The sequence below is a fragment of the Kribbella sp. NBC_00359 genome (assembly GCF_036097425.1).
In the GTDB taxonomy this organism is placed as follows: Bacteria; Actinomycetota; Actinomycetes; order Propionibacteriales; family Kribbellaceae; genus Kribbella.
In genome coordinates this window covers 6,338,148-6,353,156 of sequence record NZ_CP107975.1, presented here as the reverse complement: position 1 = coordinate 6,353,156, position 15,009 = coordinate 6,338,148, and the positions used below count along the sequence as shown (strand labels likewise).

The window sequence follows — 15,009 nt, the reverse complement described above, 5'->3', positions numbered from 1 at the left end:
GCATCAAGGAGCAAGCCATGTCAGTTGCACGACGTTCCGTCCTACGGGGTGCCGCCGCCGCCGGCGCAGGGGTCGGTTTCGCCACCGTCGGCGCCGTACCGTCCCTCGCCGAAGCCGCCCCCTCGTCACACCACGGGCCGTTCCCGGAGCACCGCCCGTTCCCGCCGCTGCTGGACGACCCGAAGGGTGTCCTCGCGCTGCCCCCGGGGTTCAAGTACCGGATCGTCACCCGGGCCGGCCAGACCAAGCTGACGAGCGGCCAGCCGACGCCGGCGCTGCACGACGGCACCGCGGTCTTCAACGGCAGCCGGCACAACACCTACACGCTGATCCAGAACCACGAGATCGGCGCCAACGACCCGCTCGGCGTACCGCAGGTCGAGGGCACCGTCTACGACTCCGGCGTCGGCTCGGCCGGTGGCTGCACGGTCATCTCGGTGGACCGCGACGGCAACAACCTCGGCGAGTGGGTCGGCATCTCCGGCACCATCACCAACTGCGCCGGCGGCCCGACGCCGTGGGGCACCTGGATGACGTGTGAGGAGACCGAGAACAAGGCCAACGGGACCACCCGGCTGAAGGACCACGGCTACGTCTTCGAGGTCTGGGCCGACGGCAAGACCGCGCACCCGGTGCCGCTGAAGGCCCTCGGCCGCTACGCCCACGAGGCGCTCGCGATCGACGAGGACCGCACCCACATCTACCTGTCCGAGGACGCCTCCGGCCCGAACGGCACCTTCTACCGCTGGTCCGCGCCGCGCGGCTACAAGCTCAGCTCGGGCAGCTGGAAGGACCTGCAGGACAAGGACTTCGGCACCCTCGAGGCGCTGGCCATCCTCGGCGACGACGGCAAGCCGATCCCGGACGTCGCGTACCTGACCTCGGCCCAGCTGCTCCGGCCGTTCCGGGTCACTTGGGTGCCGGTGCCGGACCGCGACGGCGCCACGGTGTCGGTCCGCAAGCAGTTCACCGACGGCCAGATCACCCGCGGCAAGAAGTTCGAGGGCGTCTACGGCACCCGCGAGGGCGTGTACGTCGTGAACTCGTTCGCCGAGAGCGGCACCGCCGACCTGCCGGCCGACGCCGTACCGCACGACGGGATGGTCTGGTTCTACAACTACGACGCCCGGACCATCCAGCTGGTCACCTACTTCCCGGAGAACGCCGCCGCGCTCTCGCTGGACTCGAAGTACCAGGACCTCAACTTCGACGGCCCGGACAACGTCACCGTCACCCCGTGGGGTTCGCTGATCCTCGCCGAGGACGGCAACGCCGCCAGCCACGTGCTCAGCGCGACCCCGGGCGGCCCGACGTACGCGATCGCCCGGAACATGCTGAACGACTCCGAGTTCACCGGCCCGACGTTCTCCGCCGACGGCAAGGTGCTGTTCGTCAACATCCAGACGCCCGGCATCACGCTCGCGATCACCGGGCCGTGGCGCGACTACCTCGGCTGAGTGCCGACAGCAAGGTGAGCGAACGGTCGTCGGGACCGACGCGCACCTCGTTCATCAGATAGGAGTAGGCGGTCTCCCGGCTCGGCCACGCGCCGTGCCGGGAGCCGCCCGCTCCGGCGTGGCCGAAGGTGTCGGCGGGGGCGCCGAGCCGGGCGTCCGGCGTCTGGAGCTCGAAGCCCGCGCCGTAGACGATCTCACTCCCCCACGTCGGCTCGATCCCGCGCCGGATCTCCCGGCGCCCGAGCTCGACCGTCTCCGGTGTCAGGACGCGCACGCCGTCCACCTCGCCGAGGAGTGACGCGTAGAACCGCGCCATCCCACGAGCCGTAGCGAAACCACCGACCGCGGCCAGGCCGGCACCGGCGTACTCGACGCTGTTCCAGATCTTCTCCGCACCCGGCACCCACAGCGGATTGGGCCGATTCAGCTCCGTCCACGGTCCGTCGACGAGGACACCTTCCGGCGCGACCATCGTGGCCGCCCGCCACTGCAGCTCCTCCGGCAGCCCGATCCACACCTCCAACCCGAGCGGTACGGCGAATTCCTCGGCGAAGAACCGGCTCACGGTCCGGCCGTCCACGCGTCGTACCAGCTCGTCGACCAGCCAGCCCCACGTGATCGCGTGGTACATGAACGCGGCCCGCGGATCCGCCGCCGGCGCCTGCGCGGCCAGGTGCGCGCTCATCACGTCGTGGTCGAGGAGATCGGCGTACCCGGCCTCGACCCAGGGCAGGCGGGCCTGGTGGGACAGCACCTCGGCGATCGTGATGGCTTCCTTGCCCTCGGCAGCGAACGCCGGCCAGTAGCGGCTGAGCGGATCGTCGAGCGTCACCTGACCGCGTTGCACCAGCAGCAGGACGCCTGCGGACGCGAGGCCCTTCGTCCCGGAGAACATCAGCTGGATCGTGTCGCGATCCCAGGCCCGGCCGGTCTCGCGGTCGGCCGTCCCGCCCCACAGGTCGACCACCAACTGCCCGTGCTGGTACGCCGCGAAGGCCGCGCCCAGCTCGCCGCGGTCGGCGAAGTTCCGCTCGAACACCCCGGCCACATCTTCGAATCCTGCCGCTGTCCAGCCATTGATCATGCGGCCGATAGTACCGATCGTTCTTATCTAGCGCCAGCCGGAGATAACACCGATCGGTATTCTGGTCGGCAGGAGGTGGTGCGGCATGCCGGTCAAGGCCGGACAGCGACTGGATCCCGAGGCCACGAAGGCGCGGATCCTCAAGGCGGCGGCGGAGGTGTTCACCCGCCGCGGCATCCACGCGGCCGGGATCAACGAGATCGTCGAGGCGGCCGGCGCGTCGAAACTCACCGTCTACAAGAACTTCGGCTCCAAGGACGGTCTGGTCGAGGCAGTGCTGACCGACCGCACCCGCCGGGTCCGCGCATGGCAGAACCACGCGGTCGAACAGGCCGGCACCGGCCGGGAGAAGATCCTGGCCGTCTTCGACCTGATCGCGAGCTGGTACGCCGAAGGCGGGTTCCGCGGCTGCGCGATGATGAACGCGGCCACCGAGGACCGCGGCCAGGACGGCGCGCCGCGGCGACTTGCCCAGGACCACCTCGCCTTCTACCGCGACCTGTTCCGCCGACTGCTCACCGAGGCCGGTGCGCGCGATCCCGAGACCACGGCCCGCCAGCTGGTCATCGTGCTGGAAGGCGCGACCCTGATCAGCGCCGTTGATCGGGACCCGGGTCTCGGCGCGGAGGCCCGCGTCATCGTCGAGACACTGCTCGACGCGGCCTGAGGAACGCCAGGCACACGAGCACACACGCCGCCGCGGATCCAGCCGCGAGGAAGAACGCCGCCGGGAACCCGAGCCACTCCGCGACCAGACCACCCACCGGGCCTGCCACCATCACACCGAGATCCCAGAACGACGTCATGACTCCCATCGACAGCCCGGGACGCAATCCCCGCACCCGATCGAGGGTCATCGACACACAGGCCGGATAGACCAACGACAGCCCGAATCCGGCCAGCGCGATGAACACCACCGCACTCACCGGGCCGCGCGCGACCGCGATCCCCACCAGGGCGACGATCTCGATCAGGATGGTCGACGCCGCGACCGCGCGACCGCCGTACCGATCGACCACTGGGCTGCCCGCGAACCGCACCACCAGGAATGCCGCCGCGAAGACCGCGAGCGCGACCTTGTCGATCGCGATGCGGTCGGCGCGCAGGCGCAGGACCAGCAACGCCGCGACCGTGCCGTAGCAGTACGCCGCCAGCCCGACGGTTGCTCCTGGCAACGGTACGCCGGCCGGCAGCAGCTCGCGGACCCGGCGGATCCGGACCAGCGGCTCGATCCGGCCGCGATCAGCGCGGGTTGTCCACACCAGGATTGTCGACAACACCGCGAGTCCCACGACCGTCCACCAGACCCGGTCCCCCACCAGCGTGGCGATCACCGGGCCACCGGCCAGCCCGCCCCACATCGAGAGTCCGAACCAGCCCGCCAGCCGCCCACGCTGCGCGACCGGCGCCCCGGCCAGCACCCACGGCAACGCGCCCGAGAACAGCGCCGCCTCCCCGGCGCCCATCACCAGCCGCGCAGCGAGCAGCACGACCAGCTCAGGCGCAATCAGTTGCCCAAGGCCACCAACAGCGGTCAGCACTCCCCCGGCCAGGACGACGGGACGAGACCAGCCGGCGTCCGCCAGCCAGCCCGCGAACGGCCGGCCACACGCCGTGGCCAGGAACGCGATGCCCACCGCGGTCCCACTCGCCAGCGCACCTCCGCCGAACTTCTCCGGCACGTACGACGGCAACGCCTGCAACGTCGCACCGAACGCGAGGTACCCACACAGCACCGCGACCCACAACCGCCGGACCGGAACACCCATGGCCGAGATAATACCGATCGTTCTTATCTCGGCTACGCCGGGTGCCCATGAGACGACGGCCGGCGCTGTCGGTGCCGGGTACGAGACTCGGGATATGCCGATCGACCAGCACCTGTTGCTCGCGTTCCTGCTGACGACGACGATCGCGATGATCACGCCCGGGCCGGACATGCTGTTCATCCTTGGCTGCGGGATGCGCAGCGGCCCTCGGGCCGGGCTGCTCGCGACTGCCGGCGTCGCGACGAGCGAGGCCGTGCATGTGGCGGTGGCGGCGGCCGGGCTCGCTGCGCTGTTCCACGCGGTACCGGTGGCCTTTACCGCGGTGCGGATCGTCGGCGCGGCCTATCTGATCTACCTGGGTGTTCAGCTGATCCGGCGCCGCAACGCCGCGATCGACGAGCCGTCGACAGACGCCACGATGTCCGGCCGGAAGGCGTATCTGACCGGCCTGACGACGAACCTGCTGAACCCGAAGATGGTGACGTTCACCATCGCGTTCCTGCCGCAGTTCGTGGACCCCCACCGCGGCCAGGTCTGGCTCCAGTTCGCCGTCCTCGGCGCGATCCTGATCGTCCTCGAGTTCCTGGTCGACGGCACGGTCGGTTTGCTGGCCGGGCGGATCGGCCACTGGCTGCGCTCCCGCCGTACGGCGCGACGCACCATCGACACCGCCACCGGCGGCATCTTCATCGGGCTCGGCGTCCGCCTGGCCCTGCTGCGCTGACCGGGGTCAGAAGACGACCGTCCAGCCGGAAGCCTCGGCTTGGCTCGCGGTGTAGGCGACGCCGTGGACCTTGAGACCGGCGTTGTCGAGCAGGGTGATCTCGCCGCCCTTGTTGCCCAGCTGGACGGTCGGCGGCAGGTGCACGAGGAGCGTCGCGCCGGGATCGAGGACGCCGGCCGGGACCGGGCCGACGTGCAGCGCGCGATCGACCAGATGCCAGCCGGTGAGGTCGACCGGATCGGGTGAGGCGTTCAGCAGCGTGACCGTCTCGGCTTCCGGCGCGGGACCGACCGGGTTGATCAGCGCGGCGACGATCCGGACCGCCTCGGCCCCGAACTCCTCGATCGGCCCGTCGACCAGGGTGTGACCGGTCTTGTCGTCGGTGTGCCACGACTGGCTCTGGAACGCCAGGAAGATGCCCACCCAGCGCTGCTGATCCGGCAGCGCGATGATCACCGCTCCGTCCTGCCAGACCCCGTCGTCCTTGCGGAACGTGCCGACATTCCCCTGGTTCATGTGGATGTCGTGCACTCCGTTGCCGGGTTCGAAGCCGAAGATCTTGTCCGGTACGCCGTCGTCCGGCCCCCACCGCTCGCCGAACGCGTACACGATCGCGGCCGGCTCCCGGATCGCCCGCTGCACCTGGTCGTCGAGCAGATCGGCCAGATCGTTGCCCGGTCCCGCCACATCGGCGGGCAGCGGTCGCAGCAGCGTGCGATCGAACAGCGTCTGCCGCACGTAGTCCAGGTTCACCCCGGCCGGCCCCGCGTCGAGCCGGTGCCACCCCGGCGCGAGACCGGACAGTTGCGCGGTGACCGGATGCCGGAAGTCCTCGTCGACCCGGTAGAGCAACTCCGACGGGTACTCCTGCGACTTCACGTTCACCGCGATCCGGTAGCTCACCCCGTCCGGATCCTCCATCCGGACCTGGTAGTGCGGCGTGTCCGACCCACCTTCCCGGCGTGCGTCGACCGCTCGGCCGACCAGTACGCCGTACGACGTCAACGGCATGGTGCCTCCTCCATCACGGGTACCGATAGTTCGCCAGCTCGCTCTCGAGCCGGCGGTAACGCTCTTCCATGTCCTCGCGCTTGGACTGCGCCGGCTTCGGCGCCTTGACCACCGGCCGCATCGCCCCTTCGACGAGCCGGGCGAACTCGGTCAGGTCGGCGTACCGCGGGATCTTCTGGTTCGCGGCGTACATGGCCAGGGCCCGGCGCTCCCACCCACCGTTCGACGGCGGGAACCGGATGAGGTGATGCAGCACCTCATCCCACGCCAACCGCCGATCGGCCTTCGGTACGGCGATCTGCTGCAGGATGATCGTGCACACGGTCGACGAGGCGACGCTCGCGAGTACTCGCGCGTCCTCGAAGAACGGCACCGACGTCAGCGTGTCCTTCGACATCAGCGAGTGCGAACCGACGATCTCGTTGAACGCGCCGTTGTCGGAGGCCTGACCGAACACCGAGTCGGCCGTCTTGTTCAGTGCCGCGGTCGCGGCGTCGCCTTCGTCGAGCAGCACCTGCAGATCCTGGACCGCGAAGCGCATCAGGAACCCGCCGGCACCGGGCGCCTCGGTCGGGAGTTGCTCGGCCTTATGGTCGATCGCGAAGGCGGCCAGCAATGCGTGGCGGCCGCGCTCGTTCAGGTGACCGCGTTCGGCCAGGTAGCGGACGAACTGATCGTAGTTGCTCTCGGTCCGGCCGTCGTCTCGCTTCCGGGGTTCGAGAGCGGCGGCGTGCCGTTTGAGCTGCAGGTCGACCTCGGTCTCCTTGTTCTTCCGCTCCGGCTTCGCCGCTCCTGGGGCCAACGGCCAATGCTCGGGCGCAACGTTGGCGGCCAGCCGTCGTCGCTCGTCCTCGCTGAGCAGCGTCAGGATCAACGGCACCCAGTCCCGGAGCTGGTGCCCGGAGCGCGCGACGACGACCGGTTTGGCCAGTATTCCAAGGGATTCCAGGCCACGCTGCTCGAGCGCGTCCTTGATCGCGGGCGGCAGTTCGCCGGGCTCACCGGTCACCTTGTGTTCGAGATTCTCCAGCGCATGCAGCAGCGTGTGCGCGGTGTCCTGCGCCGATGGGAACGCCGGATAGGCATGACGCAAACTCGGCGTGGACATCCGGCTGGTGCTCACGCGCCCGGCGCTCTGCGTCTTGGTGCCCGCGTCGTACGCCGGATACCGTAGCCGCCGGTAGAGCTTGCGCTGCAGGCGGATCCGCTCGGTCGCGTCCGCGGCGACGAACTCGGGGCGGTGCTTGGCGACGTCGGTGACGAACCGCTTGAGGAAGTCCTCGTCGCTCTCACCGTCGAGCTGGGCCGGCCGGAAACCACGCAGCTCCAGCAACTCGACCACGTTCGAGTGGAAGAACCAGTCCTCCACGCCGTGCAGCAGTTTGCCGAGACGCACCAGCAACCGCTGCCGACCGGCCTTGTCCTCGCGCTTCAGCGCCCGCCAGTCGTCCTCGACCCCGGCCAGCCCTTCGGCGAGGTACGCAACGTAGTGGGCGTCGACCGCGTTCATCACCCCGACGTCGCCGTCCTTCAGGTTCGCCTGCCGACGGCTCGGCTGGTAGAGCGGCTTCGAGGGCCGCTTGCTCGCGTCCCACACGTACGGCGGCTGGTCGGTGTGCTCATGCGGGTAGTACTGCGTGAAGAACTCGCCGTACACCTCGGCGACCCGGTTCGCGGGGATCGGTTCGATCGTGCCCCACGCGCCGCCGGACCGCCGTTGCACGTCCTGGGCGAACAGGAAGTGCGTGGCCCCTTCGATGAACAGCCGGAAGAACTCACCCAGGTAGCCGTAGTGCTTCTCATCTCGTGCGACCACGCCGGGTGTGCGCTCGATCGGCGTACCCAGCAGGGTGTCGATCCACGTGTCGGCACCGCTCAGGGCGGCGTACGTGTCCGAGGGGAGAAGAGCCAGGATCCCGCCGATCGCGGCCACCCCGATCCCGGCTCCCTCGATCACGTCGGCCGCCGTACCGGACGTCAGGTTCTTCAGGTACTGCGATGCCGCCAGCGCGGCCCCGGCACCGAGGGCCGACAGGCCGCGGAGCAACTGGGTCTTGTCCTGCGCCTGCGGGATGACGAAGTCACGCCAGATCCGTTGCTTGGCGAAGATGTACGTGACCGGGTCGCGGAACTGCGACACGTCGGTCAGGTAGTTGCCGAGCTCGAGATAGGTCAGATCGCCGGCGGTCAGCCGGACACCGTCGAGCAGGGCGGCCGGGACGGTCTCCCTGGTGAACAGGAAGATGTCCCGGTGCCTCGAGATGTCGCCCATCAGACCTCGACCCAGTCGCCGTCCTCGTTCTGTTCCCAGACCGGCAGCGCGTCGTCGGCGCGGAGCTTGACCAGGTTGGTCGGAACGCGGACGGTCCACGGCGGACCTTGCGGCACCTCGTCGCCGGGGCGGTCGAGCCGCTCGGCCAGCTCATCCGCGATCGGAAGGTAGAGCGGGCTGGAGATGGTCGGCAGCGGGCCACCGTTCCAGATCTCGCCGAAGGTGAGGAAGTGGTCGATCGCGCCCTCGAAGCCCGGCCGCGCGGGCACCGTCGTCCGGCAGTACCCGGCCTGCAGGAAGTCCACGAACGCCGGATCGGGATCGTCGTACCCGAGCCGTTCGTCCCACTGGTCCTTGCTGCCCCAGAAGTACGGGTACGTCACCCAGGTCATGTGCTCCCACTCGAAGGCCTGCTCGAAGAAGCGCACGTACGCACCTTCGGCGGCCGCCTCGGGTACGTCGATCTGCGGCAGACCGTTGACCGGTGAGTCGACGACCGCGTCGAACAGGTCGAAATGCTGGTCGGTGAGGATGCTCAGACAGTTCTTCTCCAGCTCCCGGCGGATCGTGATCTGGTTCGTCCCGGGGTTGCGGCCGCGGATCGCCACACCGGCCTGCAGTTTGAGCTGCGCCAGCTTCTCCTCGTAGTCCGAGACCTGCGCGTTGTGCGCGGCGAGCAGCTTCGCGTAGGTCTCGAGCCGCCACTTGTCCAGCGCCCGGTCGGTGCGCTGGCACTTCACCTCGATCGCGCAGGCGACCTGCGAGACATGGAAGGTGTCGATCGCGAGCGGGATCGAGTCCCGCTCGTCGTCCAACGGCGTCGTGAACAGCCATTGACCGTTGCCCATCCGCTGGGTCCGGCGGCCGAGGACGACGTCCACGCTGAAATCGGGCTCCCAGATGTTGCAGACCATGCCGACGCTGCCGAACACCGCGCGGTAGCCGTCGTCGATGGTGATCTGCGCCGACTGGTTGTAGTTGGTCTTGCTGTCGCCGCCACCGGCCTTGAAGTCGGCGGACTTGGTGCGGAAGAGCTCCGGCGGCGGCGCGACGTCGGTGGCCCCGCAGACCTTGACCCAGTACGAGTAGTTGCTCTCGGTCAGCTGGGCCGGGGTCAACGTGAAGTCCGGCGGCTTGGTCAGCGTCAGCGCGCTGTTGTTCGCCTGGTTCATCGCCGCGATCAGGAACGCGGCCGGCTCGGGGATCATGAAGTCGAACATCATCCGCAAGCCGTAGTTGAACATCTGCGCCTGGTAGACCTTGTTCACCCATTGATAGACGCCGGAGATGTGCCCGGTGCCGGCCGTGTTGTCGAGCGTGTGGACGTTCTTCTCGATGGTCTCGGTCAGCACCCGGGTCGTCGTCCGCTGCAGCACCCGCGCCGCGATCTTGCGCGAGGTCCGCTCGGTCACGTCTTGAGAGAACGTCGTCGCCGACTTGGTCGCCTCCTCCTTGGAACGGCTGAACGAACCCTCGGCGCTGGCCGCGAACTCGACGGTCGGGCCGTAGCTGCCGGAGATGCTCAGTCCGGCCTTGAGCGCGACGTCCTCCTTGATCGTCTCGCTCGCCTCCCGGGTCATCTCGAAGCGATCGGTCGTCTCCAGCTCGTGCTCGTCGGTCGTCGTCGTCTCGGTCTCGACGAGCGTGATGGTCTCGGTCTCCTCGCGGCGAGTGTGCTCGCGCGACTTGAGCTCACCCCTGAGCACGTTCTCGATGTGCGCGACGTCGACGGCCTCGTAGCCGGTCAGTTGCTGCTTGACCAGCAGCAGATCGGCGATGCCGGCCGGTGCCACCACGCCCTTGGTCTGCGGCACACTCCCGGTCATCGGCAACGACGGGAAGCCGAGGACCCCGCCGGTCCCGAGTACACCCCACCCGGTCGTGACCGGAGTGCTCACCGAGATCAGCGCGTCGCCGAAGCGGACGAACGAACGCTTCTCCGGATGCCCGGCGACGAGCTCGAGCTCGCCCACAGTCGTGGCCAGATCCGCCTGCAGTCGTTGGGTGATCTTGTCCAGCGGTGTCGTGCCGAGATCGATGCCGCGCTGTTTCAGGACGGTCTGCGTCGACTGCGACAACCGGTCGGCAGCGGTCGGCTTGAGCACGAACCCAAGCTCGGCGAGTGCGACCGGTGTGAACCCCGCGCGAGCGGACAGCACCACATCCGGTGCTGCCACGAGAGTCTGCGCGAGTTCGGCGTACGGCGTGCTGATCTGCAGCGCCCCAGCTCTCTCATCAGGCTCGCCCCCCTCTTCTCCCTCACGGGCCAGTTGGCCCTTCAAGTGCTGTGCCCGGAGCACCTGGGTGTACGTCGCCGCGCTGCTTACCGCATTCGTCAGGACGGTCACGTCCGGCACGGTGGTGTGGTCGCTGGCAACGATCTCGGTGGCCCGGAAGTGAATGGATTCGAGGCCGGCCAGCTCGGCGACCGCGCCGCGCAACGCCTCGTGTTCGGCCAGCAACTCGTCGACGCGCTTGCGGCGGTCGTCGACGAGCTTCTGCCGCTGCTTGTCCAGCTCTTGTTGGGCATCGCGCGTCGACAGCCGGGACTTCAGCTCGAGTTCGACCGGCAGTCGCAACGAACGGCGCCGGCGACGGGCGGTCTCACCGGGCGTGTCGCCGGCGGCGACGTCCGCGATCAGTTCGGCGGTGCGCAGCTGCCGGGTCAGCCGCTCGATCGGCCGGCTGTGCAGCTGCTGCAACACCTTGATCGCGATCAGGCTGTCCCGTAGCCGCCGTGCGGTCTCCTGGTACGGGTCGCTGTCGACGATGTCGGCCGCGGAGCTGCCGAACACGTCCTCGATCGCGTTGGCGATCTCCGCCCACGACACCGCACCCATGGCCTCGAGCGCGTCGACACCGTCCGCGAGCTCGTCGAGCCGCTGTCCGAGCGGCGTGTCACCGAGGCCTTGGACGAAATCGGCCGACGCGGCGAACTCAGCCGACGCGGCTTCCACACCCTGCCGCCCACCCCCGGCCGCGACCGTAGCTCGCAGGGCGTCCTGGTACGCGGACTCCTGATCGAGCTCGATCGACGGCTGCTCCGGGTCCTGGCTCACCGCCGGCCGCAGGAGCATCAAGCGAAAGAGATTCTCCATGACTTTAGGAGACCCGCCCGTCCGCAGTGATACAGCCGGTCCAGACGTCGGATGACTTGGTGCTCAGACCAGGCTGAAGCCGCCCGCCCAGGAGACCTTCTCGCCGACGGCCAGCGTCAACTGCAGGAAGCCCAGCGCCTCGAGTTCGCGGGCGCGCGTCAGGGAACCGGCGTCGACGGCGCGCAGACCGCCCGCGGCGACGATCCCGGACAGCAGAGCCTTCGCGTCGGCGTCGTCACCGGCGATCAGGACCGTGGTCTGCACGTCACCCGCCTGCCCGGACGCGACGGTCGCGGCGAAGGTGGTGTTGAAGGCCTTGAGGACCTTGGCGTCGGGCAGCTTCGCGGCGAGCTCGGCGGCGGCCGAACCGTCCGCCGGGACGACCAGGGAGTCGAAGGTCTCGAAGTTCAGCGGGTTCGTGATGTCGACCACGACCTTGCCGGCCAGCTGATCGGCGCGCTCGGCGAGCACCTGCTGGAGCGCCGGATACGGCACCGCGAGCACGACGACGTCGCCGGTGATCGGCCGGTCCTGGTCCGCGGAGCCGAACAGCTCGACGCTGTTGCCACCGTTGGCCGCGACGGCGGCGATCGCCTGACCCATGTTCCCGGTACCGATGATGCTGACGTGTGTCATGACTTCTCCTCAGTCGAATAGTTGTACCTTCAACCATCACCGTAGCGCACGACAGTTGTAGCTACAACCTTTTGCTGCCAGACTGGTTCCATGACGACGTCCGGGACAGAGTGGCTCGACGATGCCCAACGGGCGGCCTGGGTGCGGCTGGCCGCCGTACTCGAGCTCCTGCCTGGCGCGCTGGACGCCCAGCTGCGCCGGGACGCCGAGCTGACGCACTTCGAGTACTACGCGATGGCGATGCTCTCGGAGGCACCGAAGCGCACCCTGCGGATGACCGCGCTGGCACAGCTGACGAACGCGACGCTCCCCCGGCTGTCCCATGTCGTGAAGCGCCTGGAGGACCGTGGCCTGATCGAGCGCTTCCCCTGCCCCGAGGACGCCCGCGCCACCAACGCCCGCCTCACTCCGGCCGGCTGGAAGAAGATCCGCGCGACCGCACCAGGCCATGTCGCCACCGTCCGCGAACACGTCATCGATGCCCTCACCCCCGCCCAGCTCACCCAACTCACCAAGATCACCGACGCCATCCTCACCACGCTCGACCCGAAGGGCACCCTGACCGAGCTGTACCAGCGCTACGACCGCTAGCTGTAATGACCAGCAGGGTTGTTGACGCGGGTGATGGGTGGTTGGCCGCCGAGTGAGGTGTGGTTGCGGTGGTGGTTGTAGGTGTGGAGCCAGGTGGGTAGGGCCTCGGCGCGGTGCTGGTTGCTGATGTAGGGCTGGGCGTAGGCCCATTCGTCGAGCAGGGTGCGGTTGAAGCGTTCTGCTTTGCCATTGGTTTGGGGTCGGTAGCGGCGGGTGAAGCGGGCCTGGGCGCCGAGGTCGGCCAGGGCTTGCTGCCAGGCGCGGCCGCGGCGGTAGGCCAGGGCGTTGTCGGTCATCACGCGTTCGATCCGGGTGATGCCGAGGTCGGCGAAGTATTCTGCGGCGCGGTGCAGGAAGCCGGCGCAGGTGGTGGTCTTCTCGTCTGGGTGGATTTCGGCGTAGGCGATGCGGGTGTGGTCGTCGACGGCGCAGTGCACGTAGTCGAACCCGACCCGTGGGGCGTTGCGGGCCCGGCGGTGTTCGGGACTGTCGTGGCCCAGGACCCGCCAGCCGCCGCCGTCGCGGAGTCGGCCAAGCTTCTTCACATCCACATGCAGGAGTTCGCCGGGAGTGTCGCGTTCGTAGCGGCGAATGCGTTCGCCGGTGGGCCGGTCCAGCCAGGCGAGCCGGTGCAGGCCGTGCCTGGTCAAGACCGCGTGCACGGTCGAGGCTGGGACGCCGAGCAAGGGCGCCAGCCGGCGGGGTCCGAGTTTGCGTTCGACGCGTAGCCGGCAGATTCGCTGCTCCACCTCGTGCGGTGTCTTGTGGGGCAACCGGTACGCCGTGCTGGGCCGGTCTCGCAGACCTGCATCACCCTCGGTTCGCCACCGGGTCAGCCACTTGTAACCGGTGGCCCGCGAACACCCGAGCTCCTTTACCACATGAGCCACCGGACGGCCCTGGACCACAACACGCTCGATCAGCAACCTGCGGCCATACAAAGTCAGCCGGGCATTACGGTGGAACACGAGACCTCCGGTTGTGCGGTGTGGGCGTCAGCAACTCACACCCAGCCGGAGGTCCCTCCACATCTCAAGCAGCCACGCCGTCAACAACCCTCATGGTCACTACAGCTAGCCGGCAGCGTGTTGGATGGCTTCATGAGCGAACTGGGTGATGCCGAGGTGGCGATCAAGGCGGCTGCGGCGGGGGCGGATGTGGTGCGGGAGAAGTTCGGGGGTGCGCTGGAGCGGTATGCCAAGTCCTCGACGGACTTCGCCACCGAGGCTGATCTCGAGGCGGAGCGGGCCATTCTCGGGGTCATCCGCGCCGATCGTCCCGACGACGCCGTGATCGGTGAGGAGTACGGCGCCAGTGGTCAGGCGGAGCGCACCTGGCTGGTGGATCCGCTCTGCGGCACCCTCAACTTCGCCGCGCAGAACCCGATGTTCTCGGTGAACGTCGCGCTGCGAAGCCCGGCCGGGGACGTCGCCGCGGTCGCTCAACCCCTCAGCGGTGAGATCTTCTGGACCGACGGGACCGCGGTCTTCATCCGCCGTGACGGTGTCGACACCCCGGCCGTACCCTCCGCGATCTCGCGCATGGTCGACATCGACATCGACGCATCGACCGGCGCGCACTTCCTCGGCGCGCAGCTGCTGACCGACGAGAAGCTCCGCGAGGCCTTCGCGCTCCGCGTCTTCTCGACGACTCTTGCCCTCGCGTGGGTCGCCGTCGGCCGGCAGGCCGGCTACATCACCGACGGCTCGCTTTGCGACAGCGTCCACTACTCCGCCGGCATCATCCTCTGCCGGGCGGCCGGCGGCACCGTCACCGACTTCCACGGCGATCCCCTCCACACCGGCCCTGGCCTCATCGCCGCCGCCACCCCCGAAGCCCACCAGCGGCTGTTGGAGCTCGTCACGCCACACGTGACCGCCGGCTGAGGGTCAGGGGGATTCGAGGAGGGACTTGAGTCGGGCGAGGTCCTTGGTGTTGGCGCGGCGCATCGCGGCCGCCATGATCGGCGCGGCGACGCCGGCGAATCCCGAGGGCTCGCCATGGTTGCGCAGTGTCATCCGCGTAGCGGCACCGACCACGGGTGACCACTCGTAGCTGGTCTCCATCGGGAACGGCCCCTGCGCGGTCCGCATCACCAGCCGCTGGTACGGAATCAGCTCGGTGATCTCGTAGGTGTAGGCGAGCCTGCGCCCCAGGAAGTGCGCGACGAAGTCCAGCTGCGACCCGACCACGACCGGCGGCCGGGTCCGCCACCGGACCGACTCGATGTTCGTGTACCACTTCGGCGCATGGGTCGGATCCGCGACGTACTCCGCGACGACACGCACCGGCCGATCGATCACGATCTCGGTCAGCACGTCGACAGTCATCGCACCTCCTCTCAGCCGACCGTACGCCGTTCTGTCG

General features: G+C 68.8%; 13 protein-coding genes. 5 read left to right on the top strand and 8 right to left on the bottom strand.

Annotated elements, in window-relative coordinates; all coding sequences use genetic code 11:
• Positions 1-17: 17 nt before the first annotated feature.
• Complete coding sequence (locus OG876_RS31015; RefSeq protein ID WP_328520205.1) at positions 18-1,457, top strand: alkaline phosphatase PhoX; 1,440 nt, start codon at positions 18-20, stop codon at positions 1,455-1,457.
• On the opposite strand, the gene OG876_RS31010 is transcribed toward OG876_RS31015, so the two are convergent.
• Positions 1,426-2,541 carry a serine hydrolase domain-containing protein gene (locus OG876_RS31010; protein ID WP_328520204.1) on the bottom strand — a complete coding sequence of 372 codons (1,116 nt, stop codon included), beginning with the start codon at positions 2,539-2,541 and terminating at the stop codon, positions 1,426-1,428. The genes OG876_RS31015 and OG876_RS31010 overlap by 32 nt on opposite strands.
• Before the next feature lie 85 nt (positions 2,542-2,626).
• Here OG876_RS31010 and OG876_RS31005 point away from each other — a divergent pair, with 85 nt between their 5' ends.
• Positions 2,627-3,208 (top strand): TetR/AcrR family transcriptional regulator, encoded by a 582-nt coding sequence (locus tag OG876_RS31005; RefSeq protein ID WP_328520203.1) that lies wholly within the window; start codon positions 2,627-2,629, stop codon positions 3,206-3,208.
• On the opposite strand, the gene OG876_RS31000 is transcribed toward OG876_RS31005, so the two are convergent.
• Positions 3,177-4,310 (bottom strand): MFS transporter, encoded by a 1,134-nt coding sequence (locus OG876_RS31000; RefSeq protein WP_328520202.1) that lies wholly within the window; start codon positions 4,308-4,310, stop codon positions 3,177-3,179. The two genes, OG876_RS31005 and OG876_RS31000, sit on opposite strands and share 32 nt — an antisense overlap.
• 94 nt (positions 4,311-4,404) lie before the next feature.
• Between OG876_RS31000 and OG876_RS30995 the strand changes: the two genes are divergently transcribed.
• Positions 4,405-5,034: a LysE family translocator gene (locus tag OG876_RS30995; RefSeq protein ID WP_328520201.1), complete on the top strand. Its 630-nt coding sequence runs from the start codon at positions 4,405-4,407 to the stop codon at positions 5,032-5,034.
• A 6-nt stretch (positions 5,035-5,040) separates the two neighbouring features.
• Here OG876_RS30995 and OG876_RS30990 read toward each other — a convergent pair whose 3' ends face one another.
• From OG876_RS30990 to OG876_RS30975, 4 genes are all read right to left on the bottom strand, one after another.
• Entirely contained in the window at positions 5,041-6,045 is a 1,005-nt protein-coding gene (locus OG876_RS30990) for a DUF2278 family protein (RefSeq protein ID WP_328520200.1), read from the bottom strand.
• Positions 6,046-6,058: 13 nt separating this feature from the next.
• Positions 6,059-8,317, bottom strand: a complete 2,259-nt coding sequence (locus OG876_RS30985) for a hypothetical protein (protein ID WP_328520199.1) — start codon at positions 8,315-8,317, stop codon at positions 6,059-6,061.
• Positions 8,317-11,415 (bottom strand): hypothetical protein, encoded by a 3,099-nt coding sequence (locus tag OG876_RS30980; RefSeq protein WP_328520198.1) that lies wholly within the window; start codon positions 11,413-11,415, stop codon positions 8,317-8,319. The genes OG876_RS30985 and OG876_RS30980 overlap by 1 nt, the downstream gene beginning before the upstream one ends.
• A gap of 63 nt (positions 11,416-11,478) precedes the next feature.
• The gene (locus OG876_RS30975) at positions 11,479-12,051 is read right to left on the bottom strand and encodes an NADPH-dependent F420 reductase (protein ID WP_328520197.1); all 573 of its coding nucleotides are present in this window, start codon (positions 12,049-12,051) and stop codon (positions 11,479-11,481) included.
• 90 nt (positions 12,052-12,141) lie between these two features.
• Between OG876_RS30975 and OG876_RS30970 the strand changes: the two genes are divergently transcribed.
• The gene (locus OG876_RS30970) at positions 12,142-12,642 is read left to right on the top strand and encodes a MarR family winged helix-turn-helix transcriptional regulator (protein ID WP_328520196.1); all 501 of its coding nucleotides are present in this window, start codon (positions 12,142-12,144) and stop codon (positions 12,640-12,642) included.
• On the opposite strand, the gene OG876_RS30965 is transcribed toward OG876_RS30970, so the two are convergent.
• A complete protein-coding gene (locus tag OG876_RS30965; RefSeq protein WP_328519784.1) occupies positions 12,639-13,610 on the bottom strand; it encodes an IS481 family transposase in 972 nt (323 codons plus the stop codon). The genes OG876_RS30970 and OG876_RS30965 overlap by 4 nt on opposite strands.
• 132 nt (positions 13,611-13,742) lie before the next feature.
• Between OG876_RS30965 and OG876_RS30960 the strand changes: the two genes are divergently transcribed.
• The gene (locus OG876_RS30960) at positions 13,743-14,528 is read left to right on the top strand and encodes an inositol monophosphatase family protein (protein ID WP_328520195.1); all 786 of its coding nucleotides are present in this window, start codon (positions 13,743-13,745) and stop codon (positions 14,526-14,528) included.
• 3 nt (positions 14,529-14,531) lie between these two features.
• Here the strand turns inward: OG876_RS30960 and OG876_RS30955 are convergent, their stop codons facing one another.
• Positions 14,532-14,972 (bottom strand): SRPBCC family protein, encoded by a 441-nt coding sequence (locus OG876_RS30955; protein WP_328520194.1) that lies wholly within the window; start codon positions 14,970-14,972, stop codon positions 14,532-14,534.
• Between the last annotated feature and the right edge of the window lie 37 nt (positions 14,973-15,009).

Coding starts and splice junctions, on each gene's coding strand:
- OG876_RS31015 (WP_328520205.1), top strand. CDS start 18: ATGTCAGTTGCACGACGTTCCGTCCTACGGGGTGCCGCCGCCGCCGGC.
- OG876_RS31010 (WP_328520204.1), bottom strand. CDS start 2,541: ATGATCAATGGCTGGACAGCGGCAGGATTCGAAGATGTGGCCGGGGTG.
- OG876_RS31005 (WP_328520203.1), top strand. CDS start 2,627: ATGCCGGTCAAGGCCGGACAGCGACTGGATCCCGAGGCCACGAAGGCG.
- OG876_RS31000 (WP_328520202.1), bottom strand. CDS start 4,310: ATGGGTGTTCCGGTCCGGCGGTTGTGGGTCGCGGTGCTGTGTGGGTAC.
- OG876_RS30995 (WP_328520201.1), top strand. CDS start 4,405: ATGCCGATCGACCAGCACCTGTTGCTCGCGTTCCTGCTGACGACGACG.
- OG876_RS30990 (WP_328520200.1), bottom strand. CDS start 6,045: ATGCCGTTGACGTCGTACGGCGTACTGGTCGGCCGAGCGGTCGACGCA.
- OG876_RS30985 (WP_328520199.1), bottom strand. CDS start 8,317: ATGGGCGACATCTCGAGGCACCGGGACATCTTCCTGTTCACCAGGGAG.
- OG876_RS30980 (WP_328520198.1), bottom strand. CDS start 11,415: ATGGAGAATCTCTTTCGCTTGATGCTCCTGCGGCCGGCGGTGAGCCAG.
- OG876_RS30975 (WP_328520197.1), bottom strand. CDS start 12,051: ATGACACACGTCAGCATCATCGGTACCGGGAACATGGGTCAGGCGATC.
- OG876_RS30970 (WP_328520196.1), top strand. CDS start 12,142: ATGACGACGTCCGGGACAGAGTGGCTCGACGATGCCCAACGGGCGGCC.
- OG876_RS30960 (WP_328520195.1), top strand. CDS start 13,743: ATGAGCGAACTGGGTGATGCCGAGGTGGCGATCAAGGCGGCTGCGGCG.
- OG876_RS30955 (WP_328520194.1), bottom strand. CDS start 14,972: ATGACTGTCGACGTGCTGACCGAGATCGTGATCGATCGGCCGGTGCGT.